We start from the raw sequence: 14,441 nt of genomic DNA on the forward strand, positions 1-14,441 counted from the left end.
TCAGCGGCCACCGCGCGTACAGCCCTCCGTTCTGGCGTGACCAGCACCATTCGCTGACGGCATCCAGATGCTGCCCTGACCGGAGTGTCGGCGGATTCCGAACGCGCCGACATCACCCGTCTGCGGAACGGGTAGCCCGCCGTCCTCCGGCGGCACTGATCCTTCCCACTTCTCGGTGTCGCAGCGGTCCCACTGGGGCCCGTGCTTCCCGGTGCTTCATCGCGGTCGGGTCGCCGGTCCGCCGGAGAGCGCCGCCGAGGCCATGGCCGGGCCGTCGTCGGGTGTCGCGGCGGCGCCCGGCGGGCGGCCCAGGAGGGCGAAGGTGGAGTCCAGGCAGGCTGCGGCGCGGGCCGGGTCGGGGTCGACCTTGCGCATGATCTGCAGGCCCTGGACCAGGTTGAGCAGCAGCCGCGCGCCCTCCCGCGGGGTGATGGCCGGGGCGAGCTCCCCGTCCCGCGAGGCCCGCTCCAGCTGCGCCGTGAACGCCTCCTCGGCGTACCGGAGGTTTCGTCGAGCCAGCTTCGCGACCTCCTCGTCGTGCGGCAGCAGCTCGGCGATGCTGTTGACGCTGAAGCATCCGGCGGTGCCGGAGGCCGCGTCGGCGGCCAGCAGCCGGCCCAGGACGTCCCGCAGCTGGGCGAGCGCCGGCCCCTCGTCGTCGAGCGCGGTGCCGAGCAGCCGCGTCTGGTGGTCCAGGTAGCGGCCGAGGGCCCGGATGAACAGCTGATGCTTGTCCCCGAACGCCGCGTAGATCGAGCCGCGGCCCAGCCCCAGCTCCGCCACGAGGTCGCTCATCGCGGTCGCCTCGTAGCCCTTGCGCCAGAACAGGATCATCGCCCGGTCCAGGATCGCTTCTTCGTCGAACGTGCGTGGTCTCGCCATGCGTCCCACGGTAGCGAAGGTCGGCGGCCGGGGCAGCATGTATTTGACCGCTCGTTCCAGAATGGTCTAAGTTATGGAACGAGCGGTCCGGAATTCCTGAGGCGGAAGCCGGGCCCACCCGTGAGACAGACCCGTCAGGAGCGAGCGTCGTGAAGGTCGAGATCTATTCGGACCTGGTGTGTCCTTGGTGCTACATCGGCAAGCGCCGCTTCGAGGAGGCCCTGGCCGCCTTCCCGGACGCGGCGGGCGTCGACGTCGTCTACCGGCCGTTCCAGCTCAACCCCGCGGCCTCCGAGACGGCGGAGCCCTCCGCACACGTCTACGAGCGCAAGTTCGGTCGCCCCGCCGCGACCATCTTCGGCCCGCTGACCAGGGCCGCGGCCGCCGAGGGCATCACGTTCCGGATGGACGACGCCCTGGCCACCAACACCTTCCAGGCGCACCGGCTGCTCTGGTTCGCCCGGCGGCACGGACGCCAGGCCGAGGTGAAGGAGCGCCTGCTGGCGCACTACTTCACCGACGGCGGAAACCTCGGCGACCGCGAGGCGCTCACGGGACTCGCCGAGGCGGCCGGCCTCGACCGCGCCGCGACGCTGGCCTTCCTCGCCTCGTCCGAGGGAGCTGACGAAGTCCGCGCCGAACTCGCCGAAGCCGCCGCGCTCGGCGTCACCGCGGTCCCCACCTTCATCATCGACGGCGCCCTGCGTCTCCAGGGCGCCCAGAGCCCCGAGGTCCTCCTCGAAGCCCTGGAGCGGGCCGCGGCCGACCGCAGCCCCGCCAGCACAGCCAGCACCGCCTGATCCCACCGCACCCGGGCGCGGCAGCGCCCCGGCACGCGTGCATCGCACGCCCCTTCCCCTCCCCCGCCCCTCGCACGCGGCCCGGCCGCTCGGCGGGCCGGCACAGACTTGATCAAGGAGCTCAACCATGAAGGCAGCAGTCATCAACCATTACGGCCAGGTCCACGACGTCGTGCGGGTCACCGACGTGCCCGTTCCCGCCGTCGGCCCCCGCGACGTGCTCATCGAGGTCCGCGCGGCCGGGGTCAACCCGGTGGACCACCTGATCGTCAAGGGCTTCCTGAGCACGGGCGAACCGTCCCGGCCCCTGGTCATCGGCAACGAACTCGCCGGTGTGGTGACCCAGGTCGGCGCGGAGGCCACCCGATTCGCCGTGGGCGACGAGGTCTTTTCCCGCGTCGACCCCCGTGTGGGCGGCGCCTTCGCCGAGTACGTCGCCGTGGACGAGTCGCTGGTCGCCGCGAAGCCGTCCCGACTGACGTTCGAGGAGGCCGCCTCGCTGCCCCTGGTCGCGCTCACCGCTCTGCAGGCCCTGACCGAGCAGGCCGACGTACGGTCCGGCACCCGCGTGCTCATCCACGGCGGGGCCGGCGGCGTGGGCTCCGCCGCCGTCCAGATCGCCAAGCAGCTCGGCGCCGAGGTCGTGGCCACCGCCGGCTCGGGCAGTGTGGAACTGGTGCGCGAGCTCGGTGCCGACCGAGTGATCGACTACCGGACGGAGAAGTTCGAAGAGGTCGTCTCCGACGTCGACGTCGTCCTGGACACCATCGGCGGCGAGACCCAGGAGCGCTCGTTCGGCGTGCTCAAGAGCGGTGGCACGCTGGTCTCGATCGTCGCCGTCCCGGACGTCGAGGTCAAGAAGGCCCGGTGGAACGTCGAGGCCCGCAGCTTCTTCATGCGCCCGCAGGGAGAGCAGCTGGCCCACCTCGCCGGCCTGGTGGAGTCGGGGCAGCTCCGGCCCATCGTCGAGACGGTCTTCCCGCTCGACGAGGCCTCCGAGGCCCTGCAGAAGGTGGAGCGCGGCGGCGCCCGCGGCAAGACCGTCATCAGCGTCCGCCGCTGACCGCGCCCCCGCCGACACGGAGGCCGCCGACCACCCCACGGTCGGCGGCCTCCGTGTCGTGCTGCCCGCCGCCGCCCGCGCGAGCCGCGGGCTCTGGGGTCGGCAGCCTTGAGGAGTGAGTACGGCTACCCATGACCGGCGCCCGGCAGCGGCCGACGATGAGGGCACCGGCACAGCACCACCCGAACGAGGCCGTCCGTGCTCAGTCGAACCGCCGCCGCTGTCCTCCCCTTGCCGGAGGACCGACCGTCACCTCCGAAGCCGCGTCGGGTCCCCGCGCCGGCAGCGTCCTGGTCGCCAACCACACCTCGCTCGCCGATCCGGCCGTCGTGATCGCGGCGCTGCGCCGGTACCGGATCGAGCCCGTCGCCATGGCCGCCGCCGGCCCGTGGAGGCTACCGCTGCTCGGAGCAGCACTGCGCCGCGAGGGGCACGTCCCGGTCCGGCGCGGCACCGCCCGCGCCGGCGAAAGCCTCGACACCGCAGGGGCCGTGACCGCGCCGCTGCGACGACCGGACCTGCACGGCCACATCGGCGCACCGCTGCACCTTCCCGGCCCGCTGCCGGAAGCCACCCTGCACATCCAGGCTGCCGTCAGCACCGCATGGCAGAGCGCGATCCGCGCCCAGCGGCGGTAGCGGTGCGACCGGCCGTGGCCGGCCACGAGCGGGTCCCGCCCCGTTTACGAGTGAGCAAGGAGCAGGGTCCAGCGTGTGCTGTCGTCCGTACCGTACGCGTGGCCGAACCCGCTCGCTGTCCTTGTGGGAGCAGTCGAGGATGGCTTCGCGGTGGCCGCCTCCGCTCATCCACGCCGCCATGACGCTCTCGGGGGTGACCGCGGGTGGCCATGTCGTCGGAGTGTGCGAGGAACAGGGAGGATTTCTCCGCCGGAGGACGGGTGTGAGGGCGGGCTCCAGGCCCTGTGGGCGGCCGTGCCGGTGGTCAGCGGCTCTCCCACGTCGCCCACCCGCACCGTCTGCCCCGGTCATCGATCGGCTTGGCCCCGAAAAGAGAGGGTAAGAGTCCGGCGATCAGCCACGGCGTACCAGGAGAGTGACCCACAATGACGGATGACGCGTACTTGTTCCTCGCGATGACCGGGGCAGGCTGGCAGGGGACCCCGCTGGCCCTCGTCGGAGAGCTGGAGTGCCTGGACACCCCCGCCGTACAGGCCTGGTTCACGGCTCACGGCGTGAACCCCGCGTCCCCGGCCGTCCGCGTGGCTCCTCCGGAGCAGACCGGAATGATTCCCAAAGAGGCCGAGCGGCTCCCGGTCCCTCTGAGCGAGGAGGAACTGGAAAGGATCCGCCGCGCCACGGCCACGGACAGCGTGGCGAGCGTCGAGGAGGAACTGCTCGCGTTCCGCGACAGCGAGGACAACCGTGACGACCTGCTGCGTCGAGCACTCGCCGCCGGTGTACCGGCACACCGGATCGTCGCGCTCTCCGGGGTCGACCCCACCACGTTGTCGTCGGCCTCCCAGGACTGAACGCGACGGCTCCTCCTTTCGCCGGTGGTACGCAGACGCCCCGCGCCGCGACGGCCGTGTGACGCGGGCAAGACCTAGTTGAACGGTTCCAGCGTCATGTACGCCTCTTGCGGGTTGCCGTCGTGCACCAACGACTCGTGGGCACCGACGTCGTCGAAGGCGAAGCCGTACGCCTTACCGTCGGCCATCTGTTCGTGGATGATCCGCGAGTAGTGATTCGTGACGGAGTCACCGTAGAAGTTGACGCCGTTCGCATCGGGCTGGTTCGGGTTGGTCAGGAGGGTCGACCTGTTGAAGCCGGCGCACAGGGTCCGGGAAATCGGGCCCCGGACGGCGTCGTTGGGTGCGTCCAGGAGCTTGTAGCAGCCGAAGACGCTGTCGGAATCCGGCTTCTGGAAGCTGGTGACCACCGCTCCCGAGCCGTTGGTGAAGTTCATGACGTTGCCCGAGACCCGGCCGTAGTACTTGGTGTTGGGCTGGTTCGCGAACGGTGTCACGGTGAGCGTGGAGGAGCTGTACTTGCTCCAGACCCGTTGGATGTAGTCGTTCATGACGCCGGACGGGATTCCGCCCGCTTCGATGCCGTGACCGGGCGAGAGCGCTCGCAGCGGCGTGCCGTCGGAGCGGTTCTGGATCAACCCGCCCCAGCCGGCCGAGCGCAGCCGGCTGAAGACGGCGCCGTAACCGCCGGGCCGCAGCCGACCGGTGTTCCTGACCGTGCCGTCCGCCGCCTTCACACCCACCGCATAGGGAGCCGAGAACATGTCGACCTGGGTGCTGTTGATCCACAGACCAGCGTCGTTGAGCGTGTACTCGGACCAGTTGAACAGGACGTTCCGGTTGGGGTCGGAGGGGTTCTGCACGGCGGGCTGCACCAAGCCGCCCAGGGTGAGCTTGAAGGTGATCTTCTGACCGATGGAGAAGTAGACGCGTCCGGAGAACTTGGGCATCCGGATCGTCTTGGTCTGCCCGGTGGCCGGACCTGCGATCGACGCGTCGGGTGCGGGAACGGGGGGATTGCCTCCCACCGGCCAGGGGTGGAAGCCGCCGTTGGCGTCGGCCCAGCCCTGCTGGCCCGTGGCGAGCAGGGTGCCCAGGTTGTAGACGTAGACCGGTTCACCGCGTCCCGAGCTGTTCTTGATCGTGAGCGGGATGGTCGCCGGTACGGCCTCGGCGGATGGCGTCGGACCGAGAGCGATCAGGCAGGCGGCGACAGCCGACGCCGAGAGCCCGAACGCAAGCGCATTCGATAATCGAAACACACTCTTCCTCCTTGTGGGGGCCGGGCGGTGGGGGTGCGGCGGCGTTCCCACGCCCGGTGGCGAAGAAGGGGCGGACGCCCCGGGTTGCGTGCGTGCATGGGCGGATGAGAGCGCTCTCAGCGTTGCGCCGCGTTCAGCTCCTGTCAATGAATCTGACGCGGCCAAGGGTGGGGGAAAGGATTCGGAACGCTCGCGAGGGTGTTCGGGCACGAGGCGCGCAACTGCAGCACACGGAAGCCGGATCGGCACGAGCGGCGCGCGCCCCGCCGACGAACCCCTGCGGCCTTCCGTCACCCGGCTCACGGGGCGCGGACGCCCTGGCGTACGTCTGTCGGGGGCTCCAACTACTCGTAGCGGGTCTGGGGCGGTACGACCGCGTGGGCAGGTACTGCCGCAGGGGGGCGTTGGCGTCGTGGCGTCGCGCGCGGCGTCCCCGATGGGACCGCTGTGCTCGAAGGGGGAACACAGCTCCTCCACCGAGATCGACACGTCGGTCGCGGTGCTGCTGCGCGCCGAGACCGCGGTCGACGGCTCGCCGGGGCTCTGGCGCACGCCCGGGTCGAGGACGTGAACCGTCGGAAGTAGCTCGAATGGCAACGGGAAAAGGAGAGGTCCGCGGCGACGACCGTCGTGGCGCCGGCCCCTACCAGTACCCAGGGCTGCAGCAGCCAGGCCAGCCCGGCGGCCGTGGCCAAGGAGGCGCCGTCCACCCGGGCCGTCCAGTGCGGCGGGCCGTGCGGATGGGGCGGCCGACGGCGCCGGTGCGCGCCGTACAGCACCAGCCCCACGCCGATGGCGAGCTGCGCGACTGCCACCGTGGTCGACGGCGTGCTGTGGCGGGCAGGCGACTGCCCGCCGGTCAGCAGCACCACACGCGCGATCACCGCGATCAGGTTGGCGGAGTCACGACAGCAGGAACGCCAGGCCCTTGCGGACCCCACGCCGCGAGGCGAGCAGCAGGATGAACGCACCGGTGGCCAGGGTCGGCCAGCGCTCCCACGGCGCCGCGTCCCGACTCCGCGGGCGGCGGCCCGACCGGTCAAGCAGGCCACCCACGCGCGTCCCCGAACGTCGCACGCTCCGAAGGGCGACTGAGGGGCACGTCCGCGCGACCGTTGTCGGCTGGTGATGCGAGACTCGGCTCATGAAGCCCAATGACCCCAAGGACGACCTGCACCGTTACCTCAAAGCAGCGCGCGCAGCCGTCGTCTGGAAGCTGGACGGGTTGTCCGAGTACGACATCCGCCGCCCCCTGACGCGGACCGGAACCAACCTGCTCGGCCTCGTCAAGCACCTCGCCGGCGTCGAGCTCGGGTACTTCGGACCGACCTTCGGCCGTCAGCACGACGAATCGCTGCCCTGGGACGAGGAGGACGCCGAACCCAACGCGGACATGTGGGCACCCGCCGACGAGTCGCGCGAGGACGTTCTCAACCTCTATCGCCGCGCCTGGGCGCACGCGGACGCGACGATCGAGGCGCTACCGCTCGACGCGATGGGCCACGTCCCGTGGTGGGGCGACATCGGGGAGGTGACGCTTCAGCGGATCATGCTGCACATGACGGCCGAGACGCACCGGCACGCCGGCCACGCCGACATCGTCCGCGAGCTGATCGACGGCACGGTCGGCATGCGGGAGGACAACAGCAACATGGAGGGCGGTGACGAGGCTTGGTACCAGGAGTACTGGAGCCGGCTGGAGGCGTCCGCGAAGAAGGCTCAGGCCGGGCAGAGCTGATGAGGTTCGGGGAGGCGTTCACCCTGGTGGCTCGTTGATACCGGCCTCCCCGCTCCCCCGCGCAAGGGCCGATGGGCATGCTCGCCGACGAGTTCGCGCAACTGCACTCGACGACCGCCTGAGTGGATGTCTGAGCGCCTCGAAAGAGCGGCCGCGGCCGGACCCTCGAGTCGGGTAGGGCGCCGGGCGCGGCCCTCCCCCGGCCAAGGTCCTCAGCAGCAGGGTCTCCCGGAGCGGGCGTAGCGCCCGGGGGTGGTGCCGACAACTCGCTTGAAGTGCCGTGTGAAATGGGGCTGGTCGTGGAATCCCGCCTCGACCGCCACCTCGGCGGCCGGGCGGCCATCGAGGAGCAGCCGGCGGGCCAGGGCGACCCGGCGCGAGATGAGGTACTGGTGCGGGGCGATGCCGAAGGCGGCGCTGAACGAGCGCACCAGATGGGCCGGGTGGGCCTGGAGCAGACCGGCCGCTTCCGACAGGGAGAGGCCTGCGGCCACCCGCTCGTCGAGGAGTTCCCGCAGGCTTCCCGCGGTGCCGTGGGGGACGCTGACGCGGAGCGACGCGGTGTGGTCGCCGGGGAGTTCGAGGCGCGGCTGGAGCAGCGCGTGCAGCCGTTCGCCGATCAGGGCGAGCCGGCTCTCCGCCTCGAATTCGTCACCGGGAGAGATCAGGGCCCTGTGGAGCTGCCCGACACGCCGCCGCAGGACCGGGTCGGCGAGGTCCGGACCGTCTACGGCGGCGCCGATGAAGCGCTCGTCCAGCAGGGTCGTGTCGAGGTAGACGACGCGCTTGCGGAACCCGTGCGAGGTGGCGGCGGAGCCGTTGTGCGGGACCTGGGGCGGGAGCAGGCTCACGGTGCCGTCCGGCGTACCGCGCCGGTGGCGGTCCAGGTCGTAGCGGACCGCGCCGTCGTCGACGATCAGCAGGGTCCACTCGTCGTGGACGTGCATGGGGTACGCGTGCGCGGTGAAGCGGGCGTGGAAGACCTCGACGACCCCCGCGACCCGCGGGCGCCAGGCCGAGACTTCTTGCTGGAGGTGCACGCAAAGAACGTACAAGACCGCGCGCGGGCGTGCCCGGCAGTCTCGGTCCATGAGCGACGAGACGAAGAACCAGAACGACGAGCAGGTCGAAGCGGGTGGCGCGGACGTGCCCGTGCGCTTCGACACCAAGATCGCGGTGCTGCTGCGGGACGACCTGGAGACGTGGCAGCGGCTGAATGTCACCGCGTTCCTCGTCAGCGGGCTCGGAACGGTCCTCCCCGAGCTGGTCGGCGAGCCGTACGAGGACGCCGACGGCACGCCCTACCTGCCGATGTTCCGCCAGCCCGTCCTGGTGTTCGAGGGCGGGAAGGAAGCGGTGACGGCGACGCACGAGCGGGCATCGCGCCGCGGACTGCCGACCGCGGTGTTCACGTCGGACCTGTTCGGCACCGGCCACGACCGGGCGAACCGGGCAGCGGTGGCGGCAGTGGGCAAGGACCGGCTCGACCTGGTCGGGATCGCCGTCCACGGACCGCGCAACTCCGTGGACAAGGTCCTCAAGGGCGCCCGCATGCACAGGTGAGCGGCGCACCGCCTCACGATGTCGGAGTGCTCGTCATCGGCGAGCACCCCGACACCTGCTGACCTTCGAGGGATCATGGTGTTGTGATACGTCGCCATGAACTGTCCGAGTGGTTCGGGTTGCCCGTACCCGACCACATGCACGGGCCGTCCCACCGTCGGGGTCACGGGTCTACGCGGTCGTACGCTCCTTGCTGATCAGCCACGCTCAGGACACCTTCGGGGCCGCCGGCCGCTGCAAGAGCAGGTCGGCGCCCGCAACCGTGTGCCGGTGCTACTCGCCGGCTGCTTCCGCGACCAGTGCGGCGTCGATCGCGGCGAGCGCCCGGGCCAGGAGATCACCGGCCAGGAGGTCGGTGACGGCTGTGCGGACGTGGTCGGCGGTGATGGTGGTGGCGTCGCTCTTCGCAGCCGCCTCGCCCGCCGTGTCGGCGACCTGGTTGACGGCCTCAAGGACGAAAGCCGACAGGGCGACGACCAAGGGCGCGGTGAGCGCCACGTTGCCGTGGGCGCGGGCGGTGCGCTTCACCAGCGACCTGAACGGGTTGACCTTCACATGGCCGTCCAGGCGTGCGGCCCGGGCCGCACGCCGTGCCTCCTTGACCGTACTGCCCGAAGCTCCGTCCGCCGCCCTGGCCGTGGTCTTCGTGAAGAAGGGGGAGGAACGGAACTCGGCGGACTGAACGGCCTGGCCGATGTGCCACGGCTGGATACGCGCCGCGCCACCACGCCGCACCCCAGCGCCACCGCGCCGCGCTTCCTCCGCCGCGCAGCTGACCAGGGCCGCCAACAGCGCCTGTGCCGCCTCGGCGATCGCGACGCACGCAGCCTTGTCCGCCCTGCGCCGTGTGCGCTCTTGCACCACCTGCTTGACCTGGGACACCGCGGGCCGGACCTGTGCTTGCGAGGTTGATGCGAGCGCACTGATTGCCACCGGAAAACCTCATCCCCTCAGCGGCGCCCCGGTACAACCACGACACCAAGACCAACAGCAGGGAGAGGACCTACCCCACCCACGACCGGTCCATGCCCCACCACCCCACCCCCGCAGGAGAAGCGGAGCACAGGTTCCGGCGCCGGCAGCGCCCAGGGCAGCGGCGGCCCCGAGGAACCCATGGGCCGGGGATGCCTCTTTGCCCCTGGGCCGAGCGGGGGGGGTGTCGTCCTGTCGGGGCTTGCGAGGCGGCTGCCCCCTGTTCCGCCTGGCGCTCCAGCCGCGACCGCCCCGGGAGTTGACGTTGCGGCCGCCTGCGATGGCGGCCGGGTTGGTGGCGGAGGCGTGTCAGTCGGCGAAGTCGGTGGCGGGTGCGCTGAGCACAGTGGCGTCGACGTTCGCCCCAGGGCCGCGACCTTGGCGGTGGCGTAGGCACGGGCGTCCGAGCCGAGCAGCAGGCGCAACGGGCCTTCGCCGGCCACGACCTGGCTGATGATCCCCTCGGCGCCCGGCTGGGCGACCTCGTAGGCGATCGTCACAGGCAGCGGGGTCGGGTCGAGGACGGCCCCGATGGGGTTGTTCAGCAGGCTGTCGATCTGCTCCTCCAGGAAGACCTCGTGAGGTCCCCGGGGTGCACGGGGTGTCGACGACGCGCCGGCGCGTGCCGTGCCTCCGGCCCGGCGGTGATCAGGCCGCCGGGCCGGACGACACTCGTACGTACGCGCTGCCGGTCAGGTCGCCCCGCCGGTCCGCGGACCGTTTTCGTGGCCGCGGTCGTGGCCGTGGTCGCGCCGGTCCTCGGAGGTGGTGGTGACGGTGTTGGCCGGGCCGAGGCTGCCGGCGGCGGGCGCGTTGGCCTTCACCCGGTGGGCGAGGGCGGTCACGAAGCGGGTCGCGTCGAGGGTGCCGACGCCGGTGGCCATGTCGTAGCCGTTCACCGCGGTGTAGCCGGTGACCCCCTGGTAGCTGTTGTTCGTGCCGTCGTTGACGTCGACGATGCCGGTGGAGCGGTCGTACGCGGAACGCCCGTACAGGCGGTACAGCGCCTCGTGGATGTCGCCCAGGCGCTTGCCCGCGGCCTGGTCGGCCAGCGCCACGATGCCGGAGAACAGCGGGCTGGACTCGCTGGTGCCGCCCGAGACCTCCCAGCCCGTGGCCGCCGGGTCGTAGCTGGAGTACAGCCACGCGCCGCCGTCGACCGCCGCGGCCATCGAGATGTCCGGGGTGCCTCGCCGCCCGCCGACGACGTTCTTGACGCCGTCCTGGAAGGCCGGGCGGGCGAAGACGTGGGACTGGCCCCCGCCGCCCGCGCCGTTGTCGTTGTAGACGCTCTCGGGGGCGGTCCGCCTGCCCGCGTCGTCCAGGTGGAGCTGGGTGCCGCCGACGGAGGTCACCAGCGGATCGGAGGAGGGCCAGGAGTTGACGCGCTCGTGGTAGTAGCCCGTGCCGTCGGCCGTGTTGTCGGTGGCGCCGCCGTCGCCGGATGAGGCGAGCACGGTGACGTGGTTGCGGGCGGCGGCCTCGAAGGCGTAGCGCAGTTTCCGGATGCTGGAGAAGTCGCCCTTGTCGAAGCCGGGGAAGGTGTTCTCGGTCGCGCCGAAGCTCTGCGTGATCACATCGCCGATGCCCCGGTCGATCAGGGCCTTCTCGGCGTCCATCATCTCCGGCAGCCCGGTGGTGCCTTCGGTCTCCGCGACCCCGGTCTCCACGAGGACGATCTTCGCGTCCGGTGCCACCGCGTGTGCCATCTCCACGTCAAGGGTGGTCTCGCCGGCCCAGCCCAGCATGTCGTCGTTCTTCGGGTCCCACTTCGGGACGTTCCCCCACTTGACCACCTGCACCTTGGTGCCGGGTATCCCGAACTGCCTGCTGTAGACGTCCAGATCGTGCTGGACGGTCGGCGATCCGAAGGAGTCCACGATGACGATCGTGCGGCCCTTGCCGGTGATGCCGGCCTTGTACAGCGGGTTGAGGTCGTACGCCTGGCGGTACTGCAGCGGGGTGTAGCACGCGATCTTCCACTTGGTCCGGCATTCCTCGGTGGAGAGCGGGCTTCCCACGGCGCGGATCAGCTGGTGCCCGGCGATGGCCGGACGGGCCGCGGTGCGCGGGAGCGCGGAGGTGTGCGCGGAGGCGGTCACGGTCGCGGTCACCGGCGCGGCCGCCACCGCGGTGAGCGCGAGGCCTGCGGCGGCGGCCGAGGTGGCCACGGCGCGCGGCCACGTACGACGAACTGAATGCATTGCGGACTCCCTTGGGGGGTGGCGCCGCTCGAAGCGGCTTCCGTGATCTCACCCGCCAAGGCATGTGCAGGACAAGGCTGTTTGACGCTTGATGCCGAACGCTTTACCTGAATGCGCAAGACGCCCGGGAGCATCGCGTCCGGAGCAAGTTACGCCCCATATCAGCCGTGTTGGGTGCATGTGAACCGATCGGCTCCACCCCCGGACGTCCGCTCACCGGACGCCATGCGGTGAAACCCGGACACCTTTTGGCCAATTGATGGCGTGTCCATGGCGATCACGAAGATCGCTGGCAACCTCTCCCCCATCCCCACTGGCACCACCCGCACCATCAGCACCACACGCTCCACCCGGCCGCCCCCATCACAGCTGCCGGTTCCATCCCCCACACCCAGATGGAGTCCGCGTGAAGTCCACGCACCGCCGGAACGCCACCGCCACAGGCGCCCTGCTCACCGCCGCCGCCCTGCTCACCGTAGGAGTCCAGGCGGGCAGCGCCAGCGCGCAGCCCGAGGAGTCGAACACGACCGCCTCCCAGGGCCGGTCCGTCCCCAACCCGGGCGCACTGCCCGCCCAGCTCTCCCCCTCCCAGCGCGCCGAGCTCATAGCCAAGGCGCAGGGCACCACGGCCGCCACGGCCGAGGAGCTCGGCCTCAGCCCCCAGGAGAAGCTCCTCGTCCACGACGTGGTCAAGGACCAGGACGGTACCACCCACACCCGGTACGAGCGTACGTACGAGGGACTTCCCGTCCTCGGCGGCGACCTGGTCGTCAACCGCACGGCCGCCGACCGGACGCAGAGCGTCAGCAAGGCCTCTGCCGCCCAGCTGCAGGGCGTCTCCGTCTCCGCCCCGGCCGACGCTCCGGCGGCCGCCTCCGCGAAGGCCCTCGACGCCGCGAAGGCGATCGGCTCCAAGGCCGACAAGGCCGAGGCCGCGCCCCGCAAGGTCGTGTGGATGGCGAAGGGCGTGCCGACCCTGGCCTACGAGACCGTCATCGGCGGTCTCCAGGACGACGGCACCCCCAACCAGCTCCACGTGATCACCGACGCCAAGACGGGCGCCAAGCTCCACCAGTGGCAGGGCATCGAGACCGGTGTCGGCAACACGCACTACAGCGGCCAGGTCACCCTCGGCACGTCGACGTCCGGTTCGAACTTCACGCTGAACGACGCGGGCCGCGGCGGGCACAAGACGTACAACCTGAACCGCGGTACGTCCGGCACGGGTTCGCTCTTCAGCCAGTCCACCGACACCTGGGGCAACGGCGCCAACTCCAACGCCGCCACCGCGGGCGCCGACGCCGCCTACGGCGCCGGGGTCACCTGGGACTTCTACAAGAACGTCCTCGGCCGCTCCGGAATCCGCGGCGACGGCGTCGCCGCCTACTCCCGGGTCCACTACGGCAACGCGTACGTCAACGCGTTCTGGGACGACGGCTGCTTCTGCATGACCTACGGCGACGGAACGGGCAACAACGACCCGCTGACCTCGCTGGACGTCGCCGGTCACGAGATGACGCACGGCGTCACCGCCGCCACCGCCGGGCTTGAGTACAGCGACGAGTCGGGCGGCCTGAACGAGGCGACCTCGGACATCATGGGCACGTCCGTCGAGTTCTACGCGAACAACCCGAGCGCGCGGGGCAACTACCTCATCGGCGAGCAGATCGACATCAACGGCGACGGCACCCCGCTGCGCTACATGGACAAGCCGAGCAAAGACGGCGGCTCCAAGGACGCGTGGTACGCCGGGATCGGCAACCTCGACGTCCACTACTCCTCGGGCCCGGCCAACCACTGGTTCTACCTGGCTTCCGAGGGCTCGGGCGCCAAGACGGTGGGCGGGGTCAGCTACGACTCGCCGACCTCCGACGGCCTGCCCGTCACCGGTATCGGCCGGGACAAGGCACAGCTCATCTGGTACAAGGCGCTCACGACCAAGTTCAACTCCAGCACGGACTACGCGGGTGCCCGTGCCGGCACGATCGCCGCGGCGACCGAGCTGTACGGGGCCGGCAGCGCCGAGGTCAAGACCGTCACCGACGCCTGGGCCGGCGTGAACGTGGGCACCCGCTCGACCGGCACCACCACCCCGGGGAAGGTCTTCGAGAGCACGGCCCGGGTGGCCATCCCGGACTCCCCGGGCCCCGCGGTCACTTCGTCGGTCACCGTCAGCGGGGTCACCGGTAACGCGCCGAGCGCCCTCAAGGTCGGTGTGAAGATCACCCACACCTACATCGGTGACCTCCAGATCGACCTCGTGGCCCCCAACGGGACCTCGTTCCGCCTGCAGAACTCCTCGTCCGACTCCAAGGCGGACCTGGACAAGACGTACACGGTGAACGCCGCGGCCGCCGCGGCCAACGGCACCTGGAAGCTGAAGGTCCAGGACAAGGGAGCCTCCGACGTCGGCACGATCACCGACTTCAAGCTCACGTTCTGACCGGCCGGCCGGCCATGACCTGAAG

General features: G+C 70.9%; 14 protein-coding genes and 1 pseudogene. 8 read left to right on the forward strand and 7 right to left on the reverse strand.

Annotation, left to right across the window (positions count from 1 at the left end):
- Positions 1 to 216 precede the first annotated feature (216 nt).
- Positions 217 to 882, reverse strand: coding sequence for a TetR/AcrR family transcriptional regulator (locus EES41_RS00525; RefSeq protein WP_164495666.1), 666 nt, complete (start codon positions 880 to 882; stop codon positions 217 to 219).
- A 149-nt stretch (positions 883 to 1,031) separates the two neighbouring features.
- On the opposite strand from EES41_RS00525, the gene EES41_RS00530 reads away from it, so the two are divergent.
- From EES41_RS00530 to EES41_RS00545, 4 genes are all read left to right on the forward strand, one after another.
- Positions 1,032 to 1,682 (forward strand): DsbA family oxidoreductase, encoded by a 651-nt coding sequence (locus EES41_RS00530; RefSeq protein WP_164495667.1) that lies wholly within the window; start codon positions 1,032 to 1,034, stop codon positions 1,680 to 1,682.
- Positions 1,683 to 1,809: 127 nt separating this feature from the next.
- The gene (locus EES41_RS00535; RefSeq protein ID WP_123074647.1) at positions 1,810 to 2,745 is read left to right on the forward strand and encodes an NADP-dependent oxidoreductase; all 936 of its coding nucleotides are present in this window, start codon (positions 1,810 to 1,812) and stop codon (positions 2,743 to 2,745) included.
- Between the two features lie 131 nt (positions 2,746 to 2,876).
- Positions 2,877 to 3,383: a 1-acyl-sn-glycerol-3-phosphate acyltransferase gene (locus EES41_RS00540; protein WP_367995754.1), complete on the forward strand. Its 507-nt coding sequence runs from the start codon at positions 2,877 to 2,879 to the stop codon at positions 3,381 to 3,383.
- A gap of 425 nt (positions 3,384 to 3,808) precedes the next feature.
- Positions 3,809 to 4,234, forward strand: coding sequence for a DUF6003 family protein (locus tag EES41_RS00545; protein WP_123074649.1), 426 nt, complete (start codon positions 3,809 to 3,811; stop codon positions 4,232 to 4,234).
- 74 nt (positions 4,235 to 4,308) lie between these two features.
- Here the strand turns inward: EES41_RS00545 and EES41_RS00550 are convergent, their stop codons facing one another.
- Positions 4,309 to 5,436, reverse strand: a complete 1,128-nt coding sequence (locus EES41_RS00550) for a glycoside hydrolase family 64 protein (protein ID WP_254211717.1) — start codon at positions 5,434 to 5,436, stop codon at positions 4,309 to 4,311.
- Positions 5,437 to 5,908: 472 nt separating this feature from the next.
- On the opposite strand from EES41_RS00550, the gene EES41_RS41190 reads away from it, so the two are divergent.
- Complete coding sequence (locus EES41_RS41190) at positions 5,909 to 6,067, forward strand: hypothetical protein (protein WP_164495637.1); 159 nt, start codon at positions 5,909 to 5,911, stop codon at positions 6,065 to 6,067.
- A gap of 94 nt (positions 6,068 to 6,161) precedes the next feature.
- Here EES41_RS41190 and EES41_RS44060 read toward each other — a convergent pair.
- Both EES41_RS44060 and EES41_RS42575 read right to left on the reverse strand, forming a co-directional pair.
- Positions 6,162 to 6,467, reverse strand: a pseudogene (locus EES41_RS44060) (GAP family protein); the annotation flags it as partial.
- Entirely contained in the window at positions 6,400 to 6,552 is a 153-nt protein-coding gene (locus tag EES41_RS42575; RefSeq protein ID WP_254211239.1) for a hypothetical protein, read from the reverse strand. The gene EES41_RS42575 and the pseudogene EES41_RS44060, both read right to left, overlap by 68 nt.
- An 88-nt stretch (positions 6,553 to 6,640) precedes the next feature.
- Between EES41_RS42575 and EES41_RS00560 the strand changes: the two genes are divergently transcribed.
- A complete protein-coding gene (locus tag EES41_RS00560) occupies positions 6,641 to 7,234 on the forward strand; it encodes a DinB family protein (protein ID WP_123074653.1) in 594 nt (197 codons plus the stop codon).
- A 212-nt stretch (positions 7,235 to 7,446) separates the two neighbouring features.
- Here EES41_RS00560 and EES41_RS00565 read toward each other — a convergent pair whose 3' ends face one another.
- Positions 7,447 to 8,274, reverse strand: coding sequence for an AraC family transcriptional regulator (locus EES41_RS00565; RefSeq protein ID WP_123074655.1), 828 nt, complete (start codon positions 8,272 to 8,274; stop codon positions 7,447 to 7,449).
- Positions 8,275 to 8,323: 49 nt separating this feature from the next.
- Between EES41_RS00565 and EES41_RS00570 the strand changes: the two genes are divergently transcribed.
- On the forward strand, positions 8,324 to 8,797 hold the full coding sequence (locus EES41_RS00570; RefSeq protein WP_123074657.1) for a DUF2000 domain-containing protein: 474 nt from the start codon (positions 8,324 to 8,326) through the stop codon (positions 8,795 to 8,797).
- A 273-nt stretch (positions 8,798 to 9,070) separates the two neighbouring features.
- Here EES41_RS00570 and EES41_RS00575 read toward each other — a convergent pair whose 3' ends face one another.
- Positions 9,071 to 9,730: a hypothetical protein gene (locus EES41_RS00575; RefSeq protein WP_164495668.1), complete on the reverse strand. Its 660-nt coding sequence runs from the start codon at positions 9,728 to 9,730 to the stop codon at positions 9,071 to 9,073.
- A gap of 731 nt (positions 9,731 to 10,461) precedes the next feature.
- On the reverse strand, positions 10,462 to 11,973 hold the full coding sequence (locus EES41_RS00580) for a S8 family serine peptidase (RefSeq protein ID WP_123074661.1): 1,512 nt from the start codon (positions 11,971 to 11,973) through the stop codon (positions 10,462 to 10,464).
- A 406-nt stretch (positions 11,974 to 12,379) separates the two neighbouring features.
- Here EES41_RS00580 and EES41_RS00590 point away from each other — a divergent pair, with 406 nt between their 5' ends.
- Positions 12,380 to 14,416, forward strand: coding sequence for a M4 family metallopeptidase (locus tag EES41_RS00590; protein WP_123074665.1), 2,037 nt, complete (start codon positions 12,380 to 12,382; stop codon positions 14,414 to 14,416).
- Positions 14,417 to 14,441 lie beyond the last annotated feature (25 nt).

Source organism: Streptomyces sp. ADI95-16, from assembly GCF_003721495.1.
GTDB lineage: Bacteria > Actinomycetota > Actinomycetes > Streptomycetales > Streptomycetaceae > Streptomyces > Streptomyces goshikiensis.

What these genes read in the sequence shown, in the direction of transcription:
- EES41_RS00525 (WP_164495666.1), bottom strand. Translation starts at nt 882, where the DNA reads ATGGCGAGACCACGCACGTTCGACGAAGAAGCGATCCTGGACCGGGCG.
- EES41_RS00580 (WP_123074661.1), bottom strand. Translation starts at nt 11,973, where the DNA reads ATGCATTCAGTTCGTCGTACGTGGCCGCGCGCCGTGGCCACCTCGGCC.
- EES41_RS00535 (WP_123074647.1), top strand. Translation starts at nt 1,810, where the DNA reads ATGAAGGCAGCAGTCATCAACCATTACGGCCAGGTCCACGACGTCGTG.
- EES41_RS00560 (WP_123074653.1), top strand. Translation starts at nt 6,641, where the DNA reads ATGAAGCCCAATGACCCCAAGGACGACCTGCACCGTTACCTCAAAGCA.
- EES41_RS00570 (WP_123074657.1), top strand. Translation starts at nt 8,324, where the DNA reads ATGAGCGACGAGACGAAGAACCAGAACGACGAGCAGGTCGAAGCGGGT.
- EES41_RS00540 (WP_367995754.1), top strand. Translation starts at nt 2,877, where the DNA reads ATGACCGGCGCCCGGCAGCGGCCGACGATGAGGGCACCGGCACAGCAC.
- EES41_RS00545 (WP_123074649.1), top strand. Translation starts at nt 3,809, where the DNA reads ATGACGGATGACGCGTACTTGTTCCTCGCGATGACCGGGGCAGGCTGG.